23 protein-coding genes are annotated in these 20826 nt (G+C 72.9%); 10 read left to right on the forward strand and 13 right to left on the reverse strand.

The window, feature by feature from the left end:
* Positions 1-55: 55 nt before the first annotated feature.
* Positions 56-1546 carry a GTPase HflX gene (gene hflX, locus JOD66_RS06460; protein WP_204836078.1) on the reverse strand — a complete coding sequence of 497 codons (1491 nt, stop codon included), beginning with the start codon at positions 1544-1546 and terminating at the stop codon, positions 56-58.
* A 44-nt stretch (positions 1547-1590) separates the two neighbouring features.
* Entirely contained in the window at positions 1591-3210 is a 1620-nt protein-coding gene (locus JOD66_RS06465; protein WP_204836079.1) for an alkaline phosphatase D family protein, read from the reverse strand.
* A gap of 175 nt (positions 3211-3385) precedes the next feature.
* Between JOD66_RS06465 and JOD66_RS06470 the strand changes: the two genes are divergently transcribed.
* Complete coding sequence (locus JOD66_RS06470) at positions 3386-3922, forward strand: hypothetical protein (protein WP_204836080.1); 537 nt, start codon at positions 3386-3388, stop codon at positions 3920-3922.
* A 27-nt stretch (positions 3923-3949) separates the two neighbouring features.
* Here JOD66_RS06470 and JOD66_RS06475 read toward each other — a convergent pair whose 3' ends face one another.
* Positions 3950-4726, reverse strand: coding sequence for an SDR family NAD(P)-dependent oxidoreductase (locus JOD66_RS06475; protein WP_204836081.1), 777 nt, complete (start codon positions 4724-4726; stop codon positions 3950-3952).
* Positions 4727-4798: 72 nt separating this feature from the next.
* Complete coding sequence (dapF, locus tag JOD66_RS06480) at positions 4799-5638, reverse strand: diaminopimelate epimerase (protein ID WP_307823346.1); 840 nt, start codon at positions 5636-5638, stop codon at positions 4799-4801.
* 97 nt (positions 5639-5735) lie between these two features.
* Here dapF and JOD66_RS06485 point away from each other — a divergent pair, with 97 nt between their 5' ends.
* Positions 5736-6404 carry a hypothetical protein gene (locus JOD66_RS06485; protein ID WP_204836083.1) on the forward strand — a complete coding sequence of 223 codons (669 nt, stop codon included), beginning with the start codon at positions 5736-5738 and terminating at the stop codon, positions 6402-6404.
* 1 nt (position 6405) lies between these two features.
* On the opposite strand, the gene JOD66_RS06490 is transcribed toward JOD66_RS06485, so the two are convergent.
* From JOD66_RS06490 to JOD66_RS06510, 5 genes are read right to left on the reverse strand one after another with little or no spacing between them, the layout of a single operon-like run.
* Positions 6406-6837: a hypothetical protein gene (locus JOD66_RS06490; protein ID WP_204836084.1), complete on the reverse strand. Its 432-nt coding sequence runs from the start codon at positions 6835-6837 to the stop codon at positions 6406-6408.
* A gap of 30 nt (positions 6838-6867) precedes the next feature.
* Positions 6868-7494, reverse strand: a complete 627-nt coding sequence (locus JOD66_RS06495; protein ID WP_204836085.1) for an MSMEG_1061 family FMN-dependent PPOX-type flavoprotein — start codon at positions 7492-7494, stop codon at positions 6868-6870.
* Positions 7491-8057 (reverse strand): dihydrofolate reductase family protein, encoded by a 567-nt coding sequence (locus JOD66_RS06500; protein WP_204836086.1) that lies wholly within the window; start codon positions 8055-8057, stop codon positions 7491-7493. The genes JOD66_RS06495 and JOD66_RS06500 overlap by 4 nt, the downstream gene beginning before the upstream one ends.
* Positions 8054-8971: a helix-turn-helix domain-containing protein gene (locus JOD66_RS06505; protein WP_204836087.1), complete on the reverse strand. Its 918-nt coding sequence runs from the start codon at positions 8969-8971 to the stop codon at positions 8054-8056. Before JOD66_RS06505 ends, JOD66_RS06500 begins: the two co-directional genes overlap by 4 nt.
* Positions 8972-9019: 48 nt before the next feature.
* A complete protein-coding gene (locus tag JOD66_RS06510; protein WP_204836088.1) occupies positions 9020-10267 on the reverse strand; it encodes a PucR family transcriptional regulator in 1248 nt (415 codons plus the stop codon).
* A gap of 161 nt (positions 10268-10428) precedes the next feature.
* Here JOD66_RS06510 and JOD66_RS06515 point away from each other — a divergent pair, with 161 nt between their 5' ends.
* From JOD66_RS06515 to JOD66_RS28970, 3 genes are read left to right on the forward strand one after another with little or no spacing between them, the layout of a single operon-like run.
* Positions 10429-11853 carry a class I adenylate-forming enzyme family protein gene (locus tag JOD66_RS06515; RefSeq protein WP_204836089.1) on the forward strand — a complete coding sequence of 475 codons (1425 nt, stop codon included), beginning with the start codon at positions 10429-10431 and terminating at the stop codon, positions 11851-11853.
* Between the two features lies 1 nt (position 11854).
* On the forward strand, positions 11855-13690 hold the full coding sequence (locus JOD66_RS06520; protein WP_204836090.1) for a DUF3556 domain-containing protein: 1836 nt from the start codon (positions 11855-11857) through the stop codon (positions 13688-13690).
* Between the two features lie 18 nt (positions 13691-13708).
* Positions 13709-15133: a phytoene desaturase family protein gene (locus JOD66_RS28970; RefSeq protein WP_204836091.1), complete on the forward strand. Its 1425-nt coding sequence runs from the start codon at positions 13709-13711 to the stop codon at positions 15131-15133.
* 4 nt (positions 15134-15137) lie between these two features.
* Here the strand turns inward: JOD66_RS28970 and JOD66_RS06530 are convergent, their stop codons facing one another.
* On the reverse strand, positions 15138-15713 hold the full coding sequence (locus JOD66_RS06530) for a hypothetical protein (RefSeq protein WP_204836092.1): 576 nt from the start codon (positions 15711-15713) through the stop codon (positions 15138-15140).
* A 7-nt stretch (positions 15714-15720) separates the two neighbouring features.
* Complete coding sequence (gene miaA / locus JOD66_RS06535; protein WP_204836093.1) at positions 15721-16644, reverse strand: tRNA (adenosine(37)-N6)-dimethylallyltransferase MiaA; 924 nt, start codon at positions 16642-16644, stop codon at positions 15721-15723.
* An 85-nt stretch (positions 16645-16729) separates the two neighbouring features.
* Here miaA and JOD66_RS06540 point away from each other — a divergent pair, with 85 nt between their 5' ends.
* The 4 genes from JOD66_RS06540 to JOD66_RS06555 all read left to right on the forward strand — a co-directional run bounded on the left by JOD66_RS06540 (position 16730) and on the right by JOD66_RS06555 (position 18117).
* Positions 16730-16978 (forward strand): antitoxin, encoded by a 249-nt coding sequence (locus tag JOD66_RS06540; RefSeq protein WP_204836094.1) that lies wholly within the window; start codon positions 16730-16732, stop codon positions 16976-16978.
* 64 nt (positions 16979-17042) lie between these two features.
* Entirely contained in the window at positions 17043-17246 is a 204-nt protein-coding gene (locus JOD66_RS06545) for an antitoxin (protein WP_204836095.1), read from the forward strand.
* A gap of 31 nt (positions 17247-17277) precedes the next feature.
* On the forward strand, positions 17278-17772 hold the full coding sequence (locus JOD66_RS06550) for an NUDIX domain-containing protein (RefSeq protein ID WP_307823347.1): 495 nt from the start codon (positions 17278-17280) through the stop codon (positions 17770-17772).
* 93 nt (positions 17773-17865) lie between these two features.
* Positions 17866-18117 carry a hypothetical protein gene (locus JOD66_RS06555; protein ID WP_204836096.1) on the forward strand — a complete coding sequence of 84 codons (252 nt, stop codon included), beginning with the start codon at positions 17866-17868 and terminating at the stop codon, positions 18115-18117.
* On the opposite strand, the gene JOD66_RS06560 is transcribed toward JOD66_RS06555, so the two are convergent.
* Positions 18106-18840: a Type 1 glutamine amidotransferase-like domain-containing protein gene (locus JOD66_RS06560; protein WP_204836097.1), complete on the reverse strand. Its 735-nt coding sequence runs from the start codon at positions 18838-18840 to the stop codon at positions 18106-18108. The two genes, JOD66_RS06555 and JOD66_RS06560, sit on opposite strands and share 12 nt — an antisense overlap.
* A 5-nt stretch (positions 18841-18845) precedes the next feature.
* Complete coding sequence (gene miaB / locus JOD66_RS06565) at positions 18846-20342, reverse strand: tRNA (N6-isopentenyl adenosine(37)-C2)-methylthiotransferase MiaB (protein WP_204836098.1); 1497 nt, start codon at positions 20340-20342, stop codon at positions 18846-18848.
* A gap of 71 nt (positions 20343-20413) precedes the next feature.
* Here miaB and JOD66_RS06570 point away from each other — a divergent pair, with 71 nt between their 5' ends.
* Positions 20414-20809, forward strand: coding sequence for a hypothetical protein (locus JOD66_RS06570; RefSeq protein ID WP_204836099.1), 396 nt, complete (start codon positions 20414-20416; stop codon positions 20807-20809).
* Positions 20810-20826 lie beyond the last annotated feature (17 nt).

Here is a 20826-nt window from a genome sequence, read left to right on the forward strand (position 1 = left end):
GAATTGGGGAAATCGCAACGGAATTGCCGGGTACGACGCGGGGAACCCGACCCACTCAGACCGCGTACGCCGCGAGGTCGCCGGCCAGCGCCTCGGTGGCGCGGCCGGTGACGCGGGTGCCGTCGGCGGTGTGCTCGAGGGTGCCGATCTCGCCGTCCTTGTGGATCCGGTCGATCAGGTCGCCACGGGCGTAGGGCACCAGCGCGCTGAACTCGACCCGCGGGCGCGGCAGCTCGGCCTCGACGGCGGCGATCGCGGCGGCGACGCCCTCGCCGGTGCGGGCCGAGACGGCCACGGAGTGCGGCTCGCGACGCAGCACCCGGTCGACCACGACCGGGTCGGCGGCATCGATCTTGTTGACGACGACCAGCTCGGGGACCTCGGTCGCGCCGATCTCGGCCAGCACCTCGCGCACCGCGGCCAGCTGGCCCTCGGGGTCGGGGTGGGAGCCGTCGACGACGTGGACGATCAGGTCGGCGTCGGCGACCTCCTCCAGGGTCGAGCGGAAGGCCTCGACCAGCTGGTGGGGAAGGTGGCGCACGAAGCCGACCGTGTCGCTCATCGTGTAGACCCGCCCGTCGGCGGTGGACGTGCGGCGGGTGGTCGGGTCGAGGGTCGCGAACAGCGCGTCCTCGACGAGCACCCCGGCACCGGTCAGCCGGTTGAGCAGCGAGGACTTGCCGGCGTTGGTGTAGCCGGCGATCGCCACCGACGGCACCTCGTTGCGGCGGCGCTCCTGGCGCTTGGTGTCGCGGGTGCCCTTCATGACCTTGAGGTCGCGGCGCAGCTTGGCGATCTTGTCGTTGATCCGGCGCCGGTCGGTCTCGATCTTGGTCTCACCGGGTCCACGGCCACCGATGCCGTCACCGCCGGCGGCCCGGCCACCGGCCTGCCGGGACAGGTTGCCGCCCCAGCCGCGCAGCCGCTGCTTCATGTAGTTGAGCTGAGCCAGCTCGACCTGCGCCTGGCCCTCCCTGGACTTCGCGTGCTGCGCGAAGATGTCGAGGATCAGGGCGGTCCGGTCGACGACCTTGACCTTGACCCGGTCCTCCAGGTTGCGCAGCTGGGACGGGGCGAGCTCGCCGTCGCAGATCACGGTGTCGGCGCCGGTGGCCTGCACGATCTCGCGCAGCGCGTCGACCTTGCCGCGTCCGATGTACGTCGCGGGGTCGGGTGAGGAGCGGCGCTGGTAGATCGCGTCGAGCACCTCGGAGCCCGCGGTCTCGGCGAGCAGCGCCAGCTCGGCCATCGCGTTCTCGATCTCGGAGATCGCGCCACCGGTCCAGACCCCGACGAGGACCACGCGCTCCAGGCGGAGCTGGCGGTACTCGACCTCGGTGATGTCCTCGAGCTCGGTGCGCAGGCCGGCGACCCGGCGCAGCTCGTGGCGCTCGACCAGGTCGAGGTCGCCGGTGGTCAGGTCCTCGGGGTCGGGCTCGTCGGCGTACCCGGACTCGAAGTCGTCGAATTCGGTGTCGGGGTCGTCCCAGCCCTCGGTGGCTCGCAGGGCGTCGGCGAGGGTGAAGTCTTCAGCACGGTTCGTCATAGGCGTATCCAGAGTAACGACGAGGGTGCCGAGATGCTTCCCGATTACGCCTCCGGCTCCAGCGCCCGCTCCCACAGCACGCTCCCCGCGCCGTCGTACAGCCGCACGGTGAGGATCCCCGAGGCGGCCAGGTCGAGCTGGCCGAAGTACTGGTTGGTCGGCTGCGGGGCGACGTCGAGCCGGCCGACCTCGGGCTCCCCCTGGGAGAAGACGACCTCGGGACCGAAGGTGCGGTCGAGCTCGTCGTCCTTGAGCCAGAACGGCGAGGAGGCGACGGGACCGGAGATGAACTCCCAGAACGGGTCGAAGTCGGTGAACGCCGCCTTCTCGGGCGTGTAGCGGTAGGCGGCGGTGTAGTGGACGTCGCCGGTGAGCCAGATGACGTTGCGGACCTGGTGCCGCTTGATCGCCGAGAGGATCCGGGCCAGCTCCGGCTCGCGGCCGAGGGGACGGCCGCCGTCCTTGTTGGCGTAGCCGTCGAGGTCGGTGACCCGGTTGGTGGGCGCCGACAGGGGCATGTCGGCGCAGATCGCCTTCCAGGTCGCGCTGGAGGAGCGCAGTTGGCGGATCAGCCAGTCCGCCTGCTCCGCGCCGAGCAGGCCGGCCTGGGTGCGGTCGGCGACGACGGCGGGATCGGTGTCCGGGTTGGGGCCGCGCCAGCTGCGCATGTCGAGGCAGAACAGGTCGAGGTGCTGGCCGCGCGGGACTCTCCGATAGAGCCGCTGTCCGACGAAGCCGTCGCCTCCGGGCGCGACCAGCCGCTTGACCGGAACCGGCTGGTACTCCTGCCAGGCCCGGCGGCCGCGGATGGCGAGGACGTCGGCCCGGCGCTCGCCGTACCTGTCGTCGTCGATCACCTCCCCCGGCCACCAGTTGTTGCAGGTCTCGTGGTCGTCCCACATCGACACGGTCGGGACGGCGGCGTAGAAGGCGCGGACGTGGTCGTCCCGGAGCGGGTAGCGGTGCCGGCCGCGGAGCTGGTCGAGGGTCTCGGAGACCGCCATGACGTCCTCGGTCAACTCGTTGCGCCAGGTGGTGCCGTCGGGCAGCAGCACCGACTCGTCCATCGGCTCGTCGGCGTAGATGGTGTCGCCGACGTGGACGAAGAGGTCGGGGTGCAGCCCCGCCATGGTGCGGTACGTCGTGAGCCCACCTCGGGCGCGGTCGATCCCCCACCCCTGGCCACAGGTGTCGCCCGACCACACGATCGACTGCGCGGCGGCGTGCACCGGCGCGGTCGCGAAGGTCAGTCGCTGGGGAGCGCTGCGCTCGCCGTCCGGGCTCTCGAACCAGACCTTCGCGTCGTAGGGCCGGCCGGGCGCGAGGTCGGTGAGGTGCACCCGCGCGGTGAAGTCGCTCCGCTCGTCGGTCCACGGCCCGCGGACCAGCCGGCGGTGCCGGCCGTCGCTGTGGAGACGGACCATCAGCCGGCTGGGCCGGACGCCGCGCGACCAGATCACGGCGGAGCTGGTGGTGACCTCGCCGCTGCGGACGCCGGAGGTCAGGTCGCGCCGGCGCTCCACGAACGCGGGCGAGCGACCGAGCATGCCGAGGGCGGGGACCGACGCACCGGAGAGGCCGGCCACGATCGTCGTACGACGGCCGACGCGGAGCTCGCCGAGTCGGCCGGTCAGGCGGGTCTGGTCGTCCCAGAGCAGCGTCACGTTGCGTCAGGCAACCGCCCGGCGACGACCGCACCCTGAGCAGCACGCTGCGCGTCGGTGAACACGGGAGGGACACCGTGGGACGGAACACGCCGGCTGCCCATAGCGAGGCGCGGGGTCCGGTCGTTGGCGTGGTGTGCGTGCTCTACGGCCGGGGGGCGAGAGCAGGACCTTCATGCTGTTCGCCTCCGTCATCGTCATCGTCATCGTCGGCAGCTTCCTCTTCCTGCGCCCGGGGGCGCGGGAGAGCGCGGTCGACCCCGACTCCGGCGTCCGGGAGGAGCCGACGCAGGTCCCGACGACGGCGCAGCCGAGTGAGCCACCGTCGGCGACGGCGACGACCACCGACGCGGCGGACCTGTTCGGAGGGCACACCGGCGGCCTCGGCGTACCGCCGGGACTGCAGGGCGCCGGCTCCTACACACACCTGCCGAAGCACCAGCTGACCATCACGATGAGCACCAAGGGCCAGCTCGGCACGGTCGCCTGGATCATCCCGACGAGCGTGGAGAACGACCGCGGCGCCGCGAAGGTGCTGGAGAGCACCTGGTCGCTGAGCACGACGGTCTACGGCAACCCGGACTATGCGGTGGTGTTCGGCCAGCAGGGGCGGGTCGACCAGCCGGTGACCTGCACGATCACGGTCGACGGCAAGGTCACCGAGCGCCGTTCGACCCAGGGGGCGTTCAGCGCGATGTGGTGCGAGGGCTGAGCCGCCCCCGCACCCACCGCACGCGGACTACTTCGGGGGCATCCTGATGCCGCCGTCGACGCGGACGACCTCGCCGTTCATGTAGGAGTTGGTCAGGCACTCGATGACCATGCTGGCCAGCTCGGCGCCCGTGCCGAGGCGCTTGGGGAAGAGCACGTTCTGGCCGAGGTTGGCCTTGAACGCCTCGGCGGCCTCGCCCTCGCCGTAGATCGGGGTGTCGATCAGGCCGGGTGCGACGGTGTTGAGCCGGATGCCCGACGCCGCGAGGTCGCGGGCCACCGGCAGGGTCATGCCGACGACGCCGCCCTTGGAGGCGGAGTACGACGCCTGGCCGATCTGGCCGTCGAAGGCCGCCACGCTGGCGAGGTTGACGATCGCGCCCCGGCAGCCGTCCTCGTCGGGCTCGTTCTGGCTCATCGCCGTGGCCGCCTGGCGGACCATGTCGAAGGTGCCGATCAGGTTGATCGCGACCACCTTGGTGAACGCCTCGAGCGAGTGGGCCGACTCGAGCTGGCCGTCGCGGCCGATGGTGCGCTGGGCCCACCCGATGCCGGCCGAGTTGACGACGGCGCGCAGCGGCGCGATCTCGGCGGCGGCCCTGACGGCGCCGGCGATCTGCTCGGTGTCGGTCACGTCGACCTGGGCGAAGACGCCGTTGATCTCGGCGGCGAGGGCCTCGCCCTTGTCGGCCTGCAGGTCGGCGACCACGACGGTGGCGCCCTGGGCGGCGAGGGCCCGGGCGGCGGCCGCGCCGATGCCCGAGGCGCCGCCGGTGACGATGGCGGAGGATCCGGTGAGTTCCATGGTCGGGAGCATAGGACCCGGGCTCGATGGTGACACCGTCGGTGTCACCATCGGGTCACCATCGGGTCACCGTCACAGATCGGTGACGCCCTCGGCGACCACGACGGCGGGGCCGGTCATCAGGATCCGGTCGTCGGCGGTCCAGGTGATCCGCAGCGTGCCGCCCGGCAGGTCGACCCGGTACGCCGTGTCCCGCGGGGCTCGGTCGGCCAGCGCGGTCGCGACCATGACCGCGCAGGCGCCGGTGCCGCAGGACCGGGTCTCGCCGGAGCCGCGCTCGTGGACCCGCATCGCGACGTGGCCCGGCGCCCGGCGTACGACGAACTCGACGTTGACGCCCGCGGGGTAGACGGCGGGGTCGTGGCGGGGGGCCTCCAGCAGCGGGCCGACGTCGGCGAGGTCGGCGCCCTCGCCGAGGAAGGCGACGGCGTGGGGGTTGCCCATGTCGACGTGGAGCGCCGGCCAGGAGCGCTCGCCGATCGCGACCGAGGTCTCCTCGAGCACCTTCGGGATGCCCATGTCGACGGTGATCTCGCCGTCGGCGGCGCCGCCGGCGAAGGTCAGCACCTTGGTCCCGGCGCGGGTCGCGACCGGGACCGGCGCCGCCGGGTCGACCAGGCCCTGCTCGGCGAGATGGCGCCCGAAGACGCGCACGCCGTTGCCGCACATCTCCGAGACCGACCCGTCGGCGTTGCGGTAGTCCATGAACCACGTGGCGTCCTGACCGGCACCGGCGTCGCCGACCGCGGAGGTGCGGATCACCCGGAGCACCCCGTCGCCGCCGAGGCCGGCCCGGCGGCCGCAGAGCGCGCGGACCCGCGCGGCGCTCAGCTCGCCGTGGACGGAGCCGTCGGGGTCGGGCAGCAGGACGAAGTCGTTCTCGGTGCCGTGGCCCTTGAGGAAGGGGTACACGCGTCCAGCGTAGTGGGACCACGGGTGGACGCGGCGGCGGCCGGATCCGCCCACGGACCGACGCGGCGCGAGCCGGCCCGCTCCTAGCGTCGTGCTCATGACCCGCACCCTCACCCTGGCCACCGGCGCGCTCGTGGTCGCCGTCGTCCTCGCGCCCGAGCTGCTGGCCGGCCTGCTCACCGGTGGCTTCTCCGACGTCGGCGCGCTCCGCGACGCGCTCCCCGGCGCGTTCGCCGACCACTGGCGCGCCGGCGACGGCGCCGTGACCGGTGAGCTGGCGGACGCCGTGCGCTACTGGGCGGCCTTCCACATCGTCAAGGCGGTCGCCGCGGCGGCGCTGCTCGGGACCCTGGTCATCGCCCTCGACGGGGTACGACGCGGCCCGGGCCGGGTGGTCCTGCTCGCCCTCGCCACCCTGGCGGCCGTCGTCCTGGTCGCGAACGTGCAGGGCGCCGTGGCCCCACTCTCCTCACTGCTGTCGATGCTGTCCTCCGGTGCCGCCGACGTCGCGCTGACGTCGTCGGGCACGCCCGCGTTCGCCGCGCTGGTGCGGGACTTCGCGCTCTACCACCTGGCGATGGTGCTGCTGGCGGGCGGCGCCGTCCTGGTCCTGGCGTGGCTCGCCCTGCGGGCCGGGCGCCGCGGCCGTCGGGCCGCCGCCGGCATCGCCGCGGTGGGTGCGGTGCTGCTGGGCGTGGTCACGCTCGCCAACGTCTCCACGGTGGCGGAGCCGGAGCCCGCGCTGGTCGACTTCCTCCGGAGCTGACTCAGGGGCAGCGCTTGGGGTTGCTCACGTCGATCCAGTCGGTGAGCGGCGGCTTCTCGGAGCGCGTGCGGATGCGGACCTTGATCTGCACCGAGGTCTTGCTCCCGGACCCGAAGTTCTGGAGCTCGTCGATCCCGCGGCGGCGCCACGCGGACGACGATCCGGGGAAGGTGTCCCAGATCCCCTGCGCCAGGTACTGGACGCGGACGCGTGCCTTGACCGACTTCCGGGCCTTGCGCGCGTCGAGCCGCATCTGCAGGCCCCAGCCCCAGTTCTCGCGGCGCTGGCAGACCTGGATCTTCGCGCCCACCCGCTGGTGCACCGTGGTCCAGCCCCGGTCGGCTCTCGCGGCGGCACCGGCCGGCGCGACCGCGGCGGGGATCAGCACCAGGAGCAGGGCGGCGACCAGCCCGGCGATCGTCGTACGACCCATGGGAACCTCCGAGAGTTCGATGCGGGGCGCTCAGCGGTAGAGACGCTCGGCGTAGCTCGGGCCGTAGTGGGCGTCGAGCTCCTCGAGACTATCGTCAGGACGCTCCAGCCGTTGCGCGAGCACGGCCCGGCGGGGCACTCGCGCCTCCGGCGCCCAGGTCTCGGGCCGCCACAGCTCGGAGCGCAGGAACGCCTTCGCGCAGTGGAAGAAGACCGTCTCGATCTCGACCACGACCGCGAGCAGGGGGCGGTGGCCCTTGACCACCATCGCGTCGAAGAACGGCGCCTCGCTGACCAGCCGGGCCCGGCCGTTGACGCGCAGCGTGTCGCCGCGACCGGGGATCAGGAAGTTCAGCCCGACCTGGGGGTTGGCGAGGATGTTGCGGTAGCCGTCGGCGCGGCGGTTGCCCGGCCGCTCCGCGATGGCGATCGTGGTGTCGTCGAGGACGTGCACCAGCCGGCCGGCCGGGTCGCCCTTCGGGGACGCGTCGCAGCGCCCCGCCGCGTCGGCGGTCGCCATCATGCAGAACGGCGAGGCCGCCAGCCAGTCGCGGTCGGTATCGGTGAGCGCCGTCCGCTCCTTGTCGCGGGCGGCGTCGGTGGGTACGCCGAGCAGGGCGGCGAGGGCGGCGGCGTCGGTGATCTCGGTCCAGCTCACCCGCCCACGGTAGGCCGGTCCTCCAGGAGCGGGCCGTCGAGGGTGTAGCGGGCCGTGACGAAGGCGCCGTTGCGCGCGGTCTCCTCGAGCCTGAGGTCGAGGCGGCGCGGCAGCAGCGGGCGGCCGGCGCCGAGCACGACCGGCGCGATCGAGACGACGACGCTGTCGAGCAGGCCCGCGTCGGCGAACTGGCCCGCCAGGTCGCCGCCACCGACCACCCACAGGTCCCGCTCCCCCGCGGCGGCGCGCAGGTCGTCGTACAGGTCGCGGACCTGGCCCCTCGCGAAGCGGACGTCGGCGCCCTCGGGGACCGGCAGGTCACGGCTGGTGAGCACCCAGGTCGGCTGGGTGTAGTACCAGGGCTCGCCGGTCTCGGCGAGGTGGGCGAGCACCCACTCGTAGGTGGTCGAGCCCATGACCAGCGCGCCGACGGTGGCGATGAAGGTCGCATAGTTCTGGGGACCCGACTCGTCGAGGTCCTGGCGCAGCAGCCACGCCAGCGAGTCGTCGGGGTCGGCCAGGAAGCCGTCGAGGGTGGTGGCGGTGTAGTAGACGGTGCTCATCGGTGGTCCTCTCCGAGGTCGCGGCGCAGCCAGGTGATCGGGTCGCCGTCGTCGGCGTCGACGCCGGCGGCGCGCAGCCAGACCCGGGTGAGCTGGCGGCGGTACGCCGAGAAGGTCAGCACGTGCGCCACGATGCTGCTCAGCACGAACGACTCCGGCGGCTCGCAGAGCGCGTCGACGATCCGGTCGTCCCAGGCGTCGCGGCGGTCGATGTCGCGGACCGCGGCCAACCAGCGCGCGGCGGCGTCGTCGTGCCTCTCCAGCAGGCCGGCGGGAGACGGCTCGCGGTCGACGTCGGGGAAGTCGGCGCCCTCGATCGCCGCCAGCCAGACCTCCTTGGCGAAGACGGTCCGCTCCAGCACCGCCGCGAGCGACTCCTCCGGTCCCTCCCAGGCGGCCACCTGGTGGCCGGGGGCACGGACCTCGCGCCAGGCGGGCTCGGCCAGCCCCTTGGCGAGCTCGATCAGCACCCGGGTGTCGTCGAGGTCGTGCCGGATCATCTGGTCGGTGACGGGACTCATCGTCTGCTCTCCTGCACGGACCCACAGGCTCGTGGGCGGATGGAAGTGGATGCCGTTGGCGGCGGGCAGCCAGACGCTGCCGACGTCGGCGGTGGCCTCGCTCGGCGGATGCCCGTAGGCCCGGGCGAACGCGCGGCTGAACCCCTCCAGCGACTCGTAGCCCGCCTCCCAGGCGGCATCGGTGACGTTCCCGCCCCCGCGGATCCGCCACGCCGCGCGCTCCAGCATCACCCGGCGCCGCATCGCGACGGGAGCCTCGCCGGCGGCGCGGGTCAGCACCCGAGTGAAGTGGTACGGCGACGCGAACGCCCCGCCCGCCATGTCGCCCAAGGTGCGGTGGTCCTCGTCGAGGACCGCGTCGAGGAGCTCGCGGAGGCGGTCACGGCCGGTCATGGGTCCAGTGTGCTGGGCGGTCGGCCGACGGCGCTTGACCGTTCTTGCTCAGCCGCCCGCCGGCCGCAGCAGCACCTCCGGCGCGAGCCAGCGGCACGCGATCAGCGCCAGCTCGAGGTCCAGCCGCTCCTCGCCCAAGGGCCGGCCGCGGGCCTCGACCGCCCGGTCGACGCGGTACTTGACCGTGTTCTTGTGCAGGTGCACCCGCGCGGCGGTCGCGACATAGCTCTCCCGCTCCTCCAGGAACGCCAGCAGCGTCTCGCGCAGGCGGGCCGCGCCGTCGGTGTCCTCGGCGAGGGAGCCGAGGGAGCGCCGGACCAGCTCGCGGGTGACGGGCAGGTCGCGGGAGAGCAGGGCCGCGGCGCGGACCGTCGGGTCGTCGTACCGGATCACGTGGCCGGGCGGGCACTGGCCGAGCTGGGCGACCTGCTGGGCGGCGGCGGCGCCGAGGTGGCTGGTCCGGAAGCCGGGCTCCCCCGCGCCGACCGGGCCGACGGCGACCGACACCTGGCCGTCGCGGGCGCCGAGCAGGTCCTCGATGGCGTCCGGGTCGGTCGCGGCGTCCCGGCCGATCGGCACCCAGGCCCAGGCCGTCTCCCGGTCGCGGGGGACGAACAGCGGATGACCGGCACCGAGGCGCTCGGCGATCGCGCCGACCGTGCGCTCGGCGGCGGCGAGGTCGCCGGCGCCGGGACCGGTCCACAGGACCAGGCCGAGGTGGTGCTGGCGCAGCCGGTACCCGAGCGAGGACTCGGCGGTCGTGACGTCGCGTCGCTCGTCGCGCAGCAGCGCCTCGACCGTCTCCCGCTGGACCGCGCTGCGGTTGGCGAGCCACCGCTCGCGCTCGGCCTGATAGGCCTCGACGACGTCCTCGGAGACCGCGTCGATGTAGCGGAAGGAGGTGTCGGTCAGCAGCTGCGCGGTCCGCAGCGCCAGCGTCGGGTCGGCGACGCGCACCAGCTGGGCATGCGCCCACTGCAGGATCAGCTGCTGGCCGATCCGGTAGGCACGCAGCAGGGCGCTGGGCGAGGTGCCGCGCTGGGCGAGCCGGCGCGCGTACTCCACGGCCGCGACCGGGGCGTGCACGTCCTCGACCTTCATGTGCCCGCGCATCAGGTGCACGAAGGTCTCCAGGTTGGCCCCCGAGCTGCCGACCAGGAGCTCGACCAGCGCCGGGTCGGTGGGCAGCTCCGGGATCCGCTCGCGGAAGGCGTCGACCAGCTCGGCGGTGAGCTCGCGATGGCGCTCGGCCAGCAGGACGGCGATCCGCTGCAGCTCGGTCTCCGGGTCCGACACGACTCGCCTCCTTCGGTCCCCCGCACCAACGGTGACGGCGGTCACGTCATGGTGCCAGAGCGGGACATCCCGTCGCCTTGGCCGCCCGACCCCGAATCCGGAGGACGACTTTGGTTCCGGAGACCAAGAGCGCGCCGGTACGCCGGACCTAGCGTTCCGGCATGACCCTGGACCACCTCCCCTGGCACCGCCCCACGGCGTACGACGAGCGCCCGTGCGTCCGCGACGAGCGGACCGAGCTGACCTACCGGCAGTTCGCCGAGCGCGTGGACGCCGCGGCCGAGCACCTCGCCGCGCGGGGCGTCGGCCCGGGCGCGGTGGTCGCGGTGATGCTCCCGAACCGGGTGGAGCTGCTGGTCGCGATCATGGCCGCCTGGCGGCTGGGCGCCGCCGCGACGCCGGTCAACCCCACCTTCACCGCGACCGAGGCGCGCCACCAGGTCGGCGACTCCGGCGCGATCCTGGTCATCGACGCCGACAACGTCGGCGAGCTGCCCACCACGCCGGCGGGCACCCTGCCGCCCGCCACCACGCGGCCCGGCGACCTGGCGCTGCTGGTCTACACGAGCGGCTCGACCGGCCGCCCGAAGGGCGTGATGCTCGACCACGGCAACCTCGAGGCGATGATCGGCAGCATGGGCGAGGCGATCGCCATCGGACCGGACGACCACTGTCTGCTGGTGCTGCCGCTCTTCCACGTCAACGCGATCTGCGTCAGCTTCCTGACCCCGATGTCGGCGGGCGCGCAGCTGACGGTGCTGGAGCGCTTCCACCCCGTCGAGTTCCTGCGGGCGATCGAGAGCGGGCGGCCGACGTACTTCTCCGCGGTGCCGACGATCTACGCCCACCTGGTCGCTCTCCCCGAGGAGATCGCGCCCGACGTGAGCTCGGTGCGGTTCGCGATCTGCGGCGCCGCGCCCGCGCCGCCGGACCTGCTCGCGGCGGTCGAGGAGCGCTTCGGCTTCCCGGTGGTGGAGGGCTACGGGCTCTCGGAGGGCACCTGCGCGTCGACCTGCAACCCGGTCGACGGGCTCCGCAAGCCGGGCACCGTCGGTCCCGCCCTGCCCGGCCAACTGGTCGCGATCATGGCGCCGGACGGCACGCTCGTCACCGACGGCGAGCGGGGCGAGGTCGTCATCAAGGGCGCCAACGTGATGCGCGGCTACCTCAACCGCCCCGAGGCCACGGCCGAGACGCTCGGCGACGGCTGGCTGCACACCGGCGACGTCGGGATCCTCGACGAGGACGGCTACCTGCGCATCGTCGACCGGATCAAGGACATGATCATCCGCGGTGGCGAGAACATCTACCCCAAGGAGATCGAGAACGTCCTGCACGCCGCCCCGGAGGTCCTGGAGGCGGCCGTCGTCGGCGGCCCGGACCCGGTGTACGGCGAGGTGGTCGTCGGCTTCGTCTCCGCCCGGCCCGGTGCGGCGCTCGAGGTCGACGCGCTGCTCGCGCGCTGCCGCGCGGAGCTGACGAAGATCAAGGTTCCGGTGGCGCTCCACGTGCTGGATGCTCTTCCCAAGAACCCCGTCGGAAAGATCGACAAGCCCGCGCTGCGGGCCCGACTGAGCGGAGCCTGACATGGGATTCCTCAAGCCCGCGCCCGAGCCGATGCCGCCCGCGGAGTTCCTGGCGCTGCCGTTCCAGGAGCGGATCCGCGTCCTGAGCACGAACTGGGTCACCGAGGGCTTCAACACCCCGCGGATGCTGCACGTGGTCTACATCCTCAAGATGCTCGGCCTCTACTTCGCCGTCGGCCTGGCCATCACGTCGTGGACCACCGAGCACGTCGCGTTCACCGACCCGAGCACCTGGTTCGACAACATCGTCGTCTACCAGAAGCTCGCGATCTGGCTGATGCTGCTCGAGGTGATCGGCCTCGGCGGCGCCTTCGGCCCGCTGTGCGGCCACTTCGCGCCGATGCTCGGCAACATCCGCTACTGGCTGCGTCCCGGCACCATCCGGATGGCCCCGTGGGGCCGGCACGTTCCCGGCACCGGCGGTGACGAGCGGACCGTCCTCGACGTCGTCCTGTACCTCGCCGTGCTGGCCAGCCTCGTCCTCCCGCTCCTCGTGCACGCCGAGGCGGTGCCCTTCGTGCCCGCCGGCACCGGGCCCCAGGAGTTGGTCCCGCCGCTCGCGTTCCTGCCGATCCTGGTGACGATGCCGCTGATGGGCCTGCGCGACAAGGTGGTCTTCCTGGCCGCGCGCTCCGAGCAGTACCTGCCGATCATGCTGTTCTCCGCCACCCTCGGCGCGCTCGCGCTGCGCGAGGGCGCGAGCGGCGCCGACTTCGTCGACCTCGTCGTCGCGTTCAAGATCATCATCTGCGTCGTGTGGATCGGCGCCGGCGTCTCCAAGATCGGCGAGCACTTCGTCAACGTCGTCCCACCGATGGTCTCCAACAGCCCCGGCCAGCTCAACGTGGTCAAGCGACTGCACTACCGCCGCGCGCCCGACGACCTCCGGCCCAGCCGACTCGCCTGGTTCATGGCGCACGTCGGCGGCACCACCGTCGAGATCATCATCCCCGTCGTCCTGCTCACGACGACGAACGACACCGTCGCCCTGCTCGGCGCCGTCGCGATGCTGGTCTTCCACATCTTCATCACCTCGACCTTCCCCCTGGCGGTGCCGCTGGAGTGGAACGTCTACTTCGGCTACATCGCGATCGTGCTGTGGGGCGGCTTCGGCGACGGCTTCCACGCGTCGACGTACAACCTCTGGGAGTTCTCCCAGCCGTTGCTGCTGATCCCGGTCTTCGTGCTGCTGCTGTTCGGCCCGGTGCTCGGCAACCTGCGGCCCGACCTGGTCTCGTTCCTGCCCTCCATGCGCCAGTACGCCGGCAACTGGGCCTCCGCGGTGTGGGCGATGAAGCCGGGCGTCGAGCAGCGGCTCAACGAGCTGCTGCTCGTGGAGACCCAGAACGACCAGCTGCAGCGGATGCCCGGGATGAGCTACACCCCCGACGAGGCCGAGATGACCGTGCAGAAGGCGCTGGCCTGGCGCTCGATGCACAGCCAGGGCCGCGGCCTGTTCTCGGTGCTGATCGAGCACCTCGACGACCTCGAGACCCGTGACGTGCGCGAGGGCGAGTTCATGTGCAACATCCTGGTCGGCTGGAACTTCGGCGACGGTCACCTGCACGACGAGCGGTTGATCGCAGCGGTCCAGAAGCGGCTCGGGCTCGAGCCCGGCGACCTGGTCGTCGCCTACTGCGAGTCGCAGGCGACGCCGTGGCGGAGGGCGCGGCCCCAGGAGTACCGGGTGATCGACGCCGCGCTCGGCGTCGTCGAGCGCGGCAGCTGGGACGTGCGCGACTGCGTCCGCGAGCAGCCGTGGCTGCCCAACGGCCCGGTGCCGCTGCGGGTGGACTGGACCGCGTCCGGGTACCGCCGCAAGGATGCAGTGTCGTGAGCAGCCGATGAGCAGCCGATGAGCAGCGCCGTGGTCGTCGGCAGTGGACCCAACGGGCTCGCCGCCGCCATCCGGCTGGCCCAGGCCGGCCTGGCCGTCACCGTGCTGGAGGCGCAGGACCGTCCCGGGGGCGGCACCCGCACCAGCGAGCGCACCCTGCCGGGCCTGCTCCACGACGAGTGCGCCGCCTTCCACCCCACCGGCGTCGCCTCGCCGTTCTTCGCCTCGCTCGGCCTGGAGCGCCACGGCCTGCGCTGGCGCTGGCCGGAGATCGACCTCGCGCACCCGCTCGACGACGGCCGGGCCGGCGTCGCCGCCCGCGACCTGGACGCCTCGGTGGCCTCGCTCGGCGACGACGGGGCGCGCTGGCGGCGGACCTTCGAGCCCATCGTGCGCCACTTCGACGACCTGATGGCCGAGGTCTTCCAGCCCGTCGTCCACCTGCCGCGCCACCCGCTCACCCTGGGCCGGTTCGGCGCCAAGGCGCTGCTGCCGGCGACCTGGACCGCCGCCCGGTTCCGTGACACCCCGGCGCGGGCGCTGTTCATGGGCGTCGCGGCGCACGCCTTCGGCCGGCTCGACACCCCGCTGAGCGGCTCCGTGGGCCTGATGCTGACCGGCACCGCCCACGCGGTCGGGTGGCCGGTCGCCGAGGGCGGCACCGAGGCCATCACCCGCGCGCTGCTGGCCGAGCTGGCGTCGTACGGCGGGCGGGTGGTGACCGGCGTCCGGGTCACCTCGCTCGACGAGCTGCCCGGCCTGGTCGGCGAGGCACCGGACCTGGTCCTGCTCGACACCGCACCGGCCGGCGTACTCGACATCGTGGGCGACCGGCTCCCCGCGCGGGTGCGCCGCTCGCTGTCCCGCTACTCCTACGGCCCGGCCGCGTTCAAGGTCGACCTCGCCGTCGAGGGCGACATCCCGTGGACCAACGAGGCCTGCCGCCGCGCCGGCACCCTCCACCTCGGCGGCCCGGCCGAGCAGATCGCAGCCATCGAGAGGGAGACCGTGCGCGGCCGGATGCCCGACCGGCCGTTCGTCCTGCTCGGCCAGCAGTACCTGTGCGACCCGACGCGCTCCGCCGGATCGGCCAACCCGGTCTACGCCTACGCCCACGTCCCCCACGGCTACCCCGGGGACGCGACCGAGGCGATCCTCGGCCAGATCGAGCGGTTCGCCCCCGGCTTCCGCGAGCGGGTGCTGGCGGTCGCGACCCGTGGGCCCGCGGACTGGGAGGCCTACGACGCCAACTACGTCGGCGGCGACATCTCGGCGGGGGCGAACACCGCGCGCCAGATCGTGTTCCGGCCGCGCCCCGCGCTGGATCCCTATGCCCTGGGAGTGCCCGGGGTCTACCTGTGCTCGTCGGCGACGCCGCCGGGGGGCGGGGTGCACGGCATGGGCGGCTTCAACGCGGCGGAGTCGGCGCTGCGGCGGCTCTGAGCGGTCAGCCGGCGCAGGACGCGCGGATGAGCGGGAGGCCGGCCACCACGAGCTCGTGGGTGGCGATGGTGTCCCGCAGCCGGACGGTCGGCTCGAGCCCGAGCCCCACCTGCCCGCCGCCGTCGCACCGCGGGTCGCGGTACTCGACGCGGATCCAGAGCACCATCTCCTGGCCCGGGGCGAGGGTGCGCGCCTCACCGAAGGAGCTGTCGGTGACTGCGGCCCCGGTACCGCCGCCGAAGCCGTCGATCCGCGAGCCCCCGACCTCGATGTCGTGACCGGACTCGTTGACGACCTTGACGCTCAGGGTGCACGCGGACCCCGGCCTCATCGTGATCGCGGTCCGCCGGAAGCCGCCGTCGGCCGCGGCCGAGCCGAAGGCGTCGTCGACCGCCGCCGGCTCGGTGCCCCGGCAGTCGGGCACGCCGGCGAAGGCGACCACCGCCAGGGTCGCGCGGTAGCCGACCCACCACACGACCAGCGGGCTCGCCAGCACGGCCAGCGTCGCGACGGCGGCGAGGCCGATCCCGAGCTGGCGCCGGCTCGGGCGCCACGGAGGCGGGGGCACGACGTCGGTCACCAGGGCATCATGCCGCCCCGATCGCCGCCAGCGCCTTCGCGACGCGCTCCGGGTCGTCGTACTCCAGCCAGGTGATCCGGGGGTCCTTGCGCCACCACGCGAGCTGGCGCCGGGCGAACTGCCGGGTCGCGACGGCGGTCCGCTCGATCGCCTCCTCGACGCTCAGCTCGCCGGCGAGGACGCTGATCGCCTGGCGGTAGCCGATGGCGAGCGCGGCGGTCCGCCCCTCGGCGAGCCCCTCGTCGAGGAGTCCGGCGACCTCGTCGAGCAGTCCGCCGTCGAACATCTCCCGGGTCCGTACGGCGATCCGCTCGTCGAGCGTGTCGCGGTCGATGGCGACGCCGAGCTGCACGGTGTGGGGATCGACGTACTCCTGGACGGGGAGGTTCGCGCTGAACGGGGCGCCGGTGATCTCGATGACCTCGAGGGCGCGCACCACCCGACGGCCGTTCTCCACCTCGATCCGCCGGGCGGCCTCCGGATCGAGCTCCCGCAGCCGGGCGTGCAGCGCCGGGCTGCCGGCCTCGGCGAGCTCGGCCTCGAGCCGGGCCCGCACCTCCGGGTCGGTGCCGGGGAACTCGAACCGGTCCAGGATCGCCCTGGTGTAGAGCGCGGATCCGCCGACCAGCACCGGGGTGGCACCCCGACCGCGCAGCTCGGCGATCGCCGCGCGCGCCCAGCCCTGGAACTCCGCGACCGTGGCCGGGTCGCGGACGTCGAGGGTGTCGAGCAGGTGGTGCGGGATGCCGCGGCGCTCGGCGGGTGGCAGCTTCGCCGTGCCGATGTCCATACCGCGGTAGACCTGCATCGCGTCGGTGTTGACCACCTCCCCGGCCAGCTCGGCGGCGAGGTCGAGCGAGAGCGACGTCTTGCCGCTGGCCGTCGGGCCCACGATCGCGACGATCGGCGGCGTGGTGGACGTTTCCGGCATGGGATTAGTGTGTCAATGACCCACATCCAGCGGCCCATGGAGGCTCGCCCGAGCACCTCCACGGCCGGACCACGAGGAGCAGAGCATGGGATTCCTGGACAAGCTGAAGGGCGCCAAGGACACCGTCACCGAGAAGGTCGGCGAGGCGGTCGACAAGCACGGCGACAAGATCGAGTCCGGCCTCGACAAGGCTGCGGGCTTCGTCGACGACAAGACCGGCGGCAAGTACCACGACAAGATCGAGAACGCGACCGGAAAGGCCAAGGACGCGCTCGGCAAGCTCGACGACGGCGACGACACCCCTCCGCCGGCCGACGCCCCGCCGACACCCTGATCCTCTAGGGTGACCGCGGTGACCCAGATCGGGTCGTCGTACATCTCACCGATGGGGGTTTCTCGTGGGTTTTCTCGATGACGCCAAGGACAAGCTGACCGACGCGGTCGACAGCCAGGGCGACAAGATCGGCGACGCGGTCGACAAGGCGGCCGACTTCGCCTCCGACAAGACCGGTGGCAAGTTCGACGACAAGATCGACCTCGGCGCCGACAAGGCCAAGGACGCCCTCGACTCCCTCGACGGCAAGAACGACGACATCAGCTGACCGGCCGAGCCCGGCAGAAGCGAGCGCCTCGGTGACCGTCCAGGACCCCGTGACCGGCAGGACCCGGTTCGCCGTGGTCCCCGCCTCCTATGTCTTCCTCCTGCGGGAGACCGACCCGGGAAGCGGGACGGGCACCGAGGTGCTCCTGCAGCTGCGGCAGAACACCGGCTACATGGACGGCTTCTGGGCGGCCGCCGCGGCCGGGCACGTCGAGCGCGGCGAGACCGCCGAGGCCGCCGCGCGCCGCGAGGCGCTGGAGGAGATCGCGGTCGCCGACCTCGAGCTGAGGTTCGCGACCGCCATGCAGCGCACCGCCCACGACCTGCCGATCGACGAGCGGGTCGACTTCTTCTTCACCGCCCGGTCCTGGTCGGGTGAGCCGCGGATCGTCGAGCCCGCCAAGTGCGCGGACCTGCGGTGGTTCCGCCTCGACGCGCTGCCCGAGCCCGTCGTACCGCATGAAGCCGTGGTCCTCGCCGGGCTGCGCCGGGGCGACTTGCCCGCACTGAGCCACCACGGCTTCTGACCGGCCCTCCGGATCTCCGCGCCCGGCGCGGCCGTGTGGGATCGCGGCGTCCGGTTACCACTCCTCCAGGTGCTCCCCGTCGAGAGGAGAGTCATGGACCAGGAGCTTCCACCCCGACCCGATCCGGTCACCGAGCCGCCGGCGCCGCCGCCGGGCGGTCCGCACCGGATCGAGGGAGTCGGCGGCGACGGGGCCTACAGCACCGAGCCGCGAGACCTCGCGCCCCAGCGCAATCCCGCGACCGACGACGAGCTGCCCGCCGAGACCGTCACCCCCGAGGACACCGACACCGAGGCGACCAGGGGCAACCCGGACGTGCCGCCCGAGCGGGAGTCACCCGCGTAGCAGCCGGGTGTCGAGCCGGGTCTCGACGGCGCCGCCGTCGGGACCCCGCTCGACGAGGTACGCCGCCTTGCCGGGCTGCTCGGTCAACGCCTCGACCAGCTCGGTGCCGCGGTAGTGGAGCCCGGCGCCGTCGTCCGTGGCGTAGCCGGTCGGGAGCGTGCCCGCCGCGACCAGCTCCTGGAAGAGCGGGCGTCGCTGCTCCTCGGAGTCGTAGTGGACGCCGTTGGACCACGGCACCAGCCCGAGGCCGTTGGTGACCGGGCGCAGGTCGGGACCGAACGAGTCGGTGGTGCCGCCGCTGTGCCAGCAGATCGAGCCGGCCGACACGCCGGTCAGCACCACGCCCGCCTGCCAGGCCTCGCGCATCACCTCGCCGACGCCGTGCAGCTCCCACATCGCGAGCAGGCCGGCGACGCTGCCACCCCAGACCCAGATCACGTCCTGCGAGAGCAGGTGCTCTCGGATGTCGTCCACATTGGGCATCGCGAAGAGCGAGAGGTGGTTGCCGTGGAAGCCCGCCTCCTGAGCCAGGTCGTAGAAGTCGCGGACCACCGCGGGCTGGTCGCCACAGGCCGTGGCCAGGAAGCACACCCGGGGCGCGCGGCCGCTCACCCCCGCCAGGTCGACGGCGTACGTCGTCAGCGGGCCGACCGACCACCTGATCCGGGCGCCGGGGACGACCCCGCCCGAGGTCGCGACGATGGTGGGCGCGTCGGCAGCCATCGGCCTCAGCCGCAGACGGGCGCGTCGGGCAGCGGCGCGGGCACGCCGACCGACGGCATCCCGAGGCCGACGCCCTTCGGGGCCGCCGGCTCGGAGGTGCGCCGCTCCCAGGCGTCACCCGACCTGGTCCGGCGCAGCGCGCGGACCGGGCCGTCGGCGACGAGGTGGTGGGGCGCGGCGTAGGTGACCTGGACGGTGACCATGTCGCCGGGGCGCGGCTCGCCGTCGACAGCCGCGAAGTCGGCCTCGAAGTGGACCAGCCGGTTGTCGGGAGCGCGTCCGGAGAGCCGGCGGGTCTCGGCGTCCTTGCGGCCCTCGCCCTCGGCGACCATCAGCTCGAGCTCACGACCGACCAGCTGCTTGTTCTCGTCCCAGGTGATCTCGTTGACCAGCTCGACGAGACGGTTGTAGCGGTCGGTCACCTCGGCCTGGTCGACCTGGTCGGGCAGCGTGGCGGCCGGCGTACCGGGGCGCTTGGAGTACTGGAAGGTGAAGGCGCCGGCGAAGCGGGCCTCCCGGACGACCTTGAGGGTCTCCTGGAAGTCCTCCTCGGTCTCACCGGGGAAGCCGACGATGATGTCGGTGGTGATCGCGGCGTGCGGGATCGCGGCGCGCACGCGCTCGATGATGCCGAGGAAGCGCTCCTGGCGATAGGAGCGGCGCATGTCCTTGAGCACCTTCGAGGAGCCGGACTGCAGCGGCATGTGCAGGCTCGGCATCACGTTCGGCGTCTCGGCCATCGCCTCGATCACGTCGTCGGTGAACTCGGCCGGGTGGGGGCTGGTGAACCGCACCCGCTCCAGGCCCTCGATCTCGCCGCACGCGCGCAGCAGCTTGGAGAATGCCTGCCGGTCGCCGAACTCGACGCCGTACGCGTTGACGTTCTGGCCCAGCAGGGTGATCTCGGAGACGCCCTCGGCGACCAGCGCCTCGATCTCGGCGAGGATCTCCCCCGGCCGGCGGTCCTTCTCCTTGCCGCGCAGGCTCGGGACGATGCAGAAGGTGCAGGTGTTGTTGCACCCCACGCTCACCGACACCCACGCGGCGTACGCCGACTCGCGCTTGGTCGGCAGCGTCGACGGGAACACGTCGAGCGACTCGAGGATCTCGACCTGCGCCTCCTGCTGGCTGCGCGCCCGGTCGAGGAGCGCCGGCAGCGACCCGATGTTGTGGGTGCCGAACACCACGTCGACCCACGGCGCCCTCTTCACCACCGTGTCGCGGTCCTTCTGCGCCATGCAGCCGCCGACGGCGATCTGCATGCCGGGCCGCTTCGCCTTGACCGGCGCCAGGTGGCCGAGGTTGCCGTAGAGCCGGTTGTCGGCGTTCTCGCGCACCGCGCAGGTGTTGAACACGACGACGTCGGCCTGCTCGCCCTCCGCCGCCGCGAGATAGCCGGCGTCCTCGAGGAGGCCCGAGAGGCGCTCGGAGTCGTGGACGTTCATCTGGCACCCGTAGGTGCGGACCTCGTAGGTCCTCGGCTGTTCTGCGGTGGCGCTCATGACCGGTCAAGGGTACGGCGAGCCGGGGCGCGGGCCCGAATCCCTTCACCCGCCTCAACTAAGGTCGGGGCATGGCTGACTCCGCTCCCCCGGGCTTCGTCGCGCGCAACAACGAGGTCATCGGCAGCATCCTCAGCATCGTCGCGCTGCTCGTCTCGGTCGGGATGGGCGCCGGGCTGATGTTCGGCACCGGCACCCGTGGGGTCTCGGCGATCCTGACCGTGCTCACGGTCGCGGGCGGCGCGTTCACGCTGCTGCTGCTCGGGCTGGGTGCGGTGCTCCGCGGCGCCACGCCGAGCGCGCAGTGGGACGCCGAGGAGACGGCGTGGCGGGCCGAGCGCGGCCTGGACCCGCTCACCGACTCCGAACGGGCCGCGTCGGCGAAGGCGCACCGTCAGGCCGCGCTGCTCGCCGTCGCCGCCCTGTTCGTGGGCCTGGCGCTCAGCGTGCTGCCCGACATCTTCTGACCGGCTCCCCCGAGCCC

The organism is Nocardioides nitrophenolicus, from assembly GCF_016907515.1.
Lineage (GTDB): Bacteria > Actinomycetota > Actinomycetes > Propionibacteriales > Nocardioidaceae > Nocardioides > Nocardioides nitrophenolicus.

Coding starts and splice junctions, on each gene's coding strand:
- hflX (WP_204836078.1), bottom strand. CDS start 1,546: ATGACGAACCGTGCTGAAGACTTCACCCTCGCCGACGCCCTGCGAGCC.
- JOD66_RS06470 (WP_204836080.1), top strand. CDS start 3,386: ATGCTGTTCGCCTCCGTCATCGTCATCGTCATCGTCGGCAGCTTCCTC.
- JOD66_RS06475 (WP_204836081.1), bottom strand. CDS start 4,726: ATGGAACTCACCGGATCCTCCGCCATCGTCACCGGCGGCGCCTCGGGC.
- JOD66_RS06485 (WP_204836083.1), top strand. CDS start 5,736: ATGACCCGCACCCTCACCCTGGCCACCGGCGCGCTCGTGGTCGCCGTC.
- JOD66_RS06490 (WP_204836084.1), bottom strand. CDS start 6,837: ATGGGTCGTACGACGATCGCCGGGCTGGTCGCCGCCCTGCTCCTGGTG.
- JOD66_RS06500 (WP_204836086.1), bottom strand. CDS start 8,057: ATGAGCACCGTCTACTACACCGCCACCACCCTCGACGGCTTCCTGGCC.
- JOD66_RS06505 (WP_204836087.1), bottom strand. CDS start 8,971: ATGACCGGCCGTGACCGCCTCCGCGAGCTCCTCGACGCGGTCCTCGAC.
- JOD66_RS06515 (WP_204836089.1), top strand. CDS start 10,429: ATGACCCTGGACCACCTCCCCTGGCACCGCCCCACGGCGTACGACGAG.
- JOD66_RS06520 (WP_204836090.1), top strand. CDS start 11,855: ATGGGATTCCTCAAGCCCGCGCCCGAGCCGATGCCGCCCGCGGAGTTC.
- JOD66_RS28970 (WP_204836091.1), top strand. CDS start 13,709: ATGAGCAGCGCCGTGGTCGTCGGCAGTGGACCCAACGGGCTCGCCGCC.
- miaA (WP_204836093.1), bottom strand. CDS start 16,644: ATGCCGGAAACGTCCACCACGCCGCCGATCGTCGCGATCGTGGGCCCG.
- JOD66_RS06540 (WP_204836094.1), top strand. CDS start 16,730: ATGGGATTCCTGGACAAGCTGAAGGGCGCCAAGGACACCGTCACCGAG.
- JOD66_RS06555 (WP_204836096.1), top strand. CDS start 17,866: ATGGACCAGGAGCTTCCACCCCGACCCGATCCGGTCACCGAGCCGCCG.
- JOD66_RS06560 (WP_204836097.1), bottom strand. CDS start 18,840: ATGGCTGCCGACGCGCCCACCATCGTCGCGACCTCGGGCGGGGTCGTC.
- miaB (WP_204836098.1), bottom strand. CDS start 20,342: ATGAGCGCCACCGCAGAACAGCCGAGGACCTACGAGGTCCGCACCTAC.
- JOD66_RS06570 (WP_204836099.1), top strand. CDS start 20,414: ATGGCTGACTCCGCTCCCCCGGGCTTCGTCGCGCGCAACAACGAGGTC.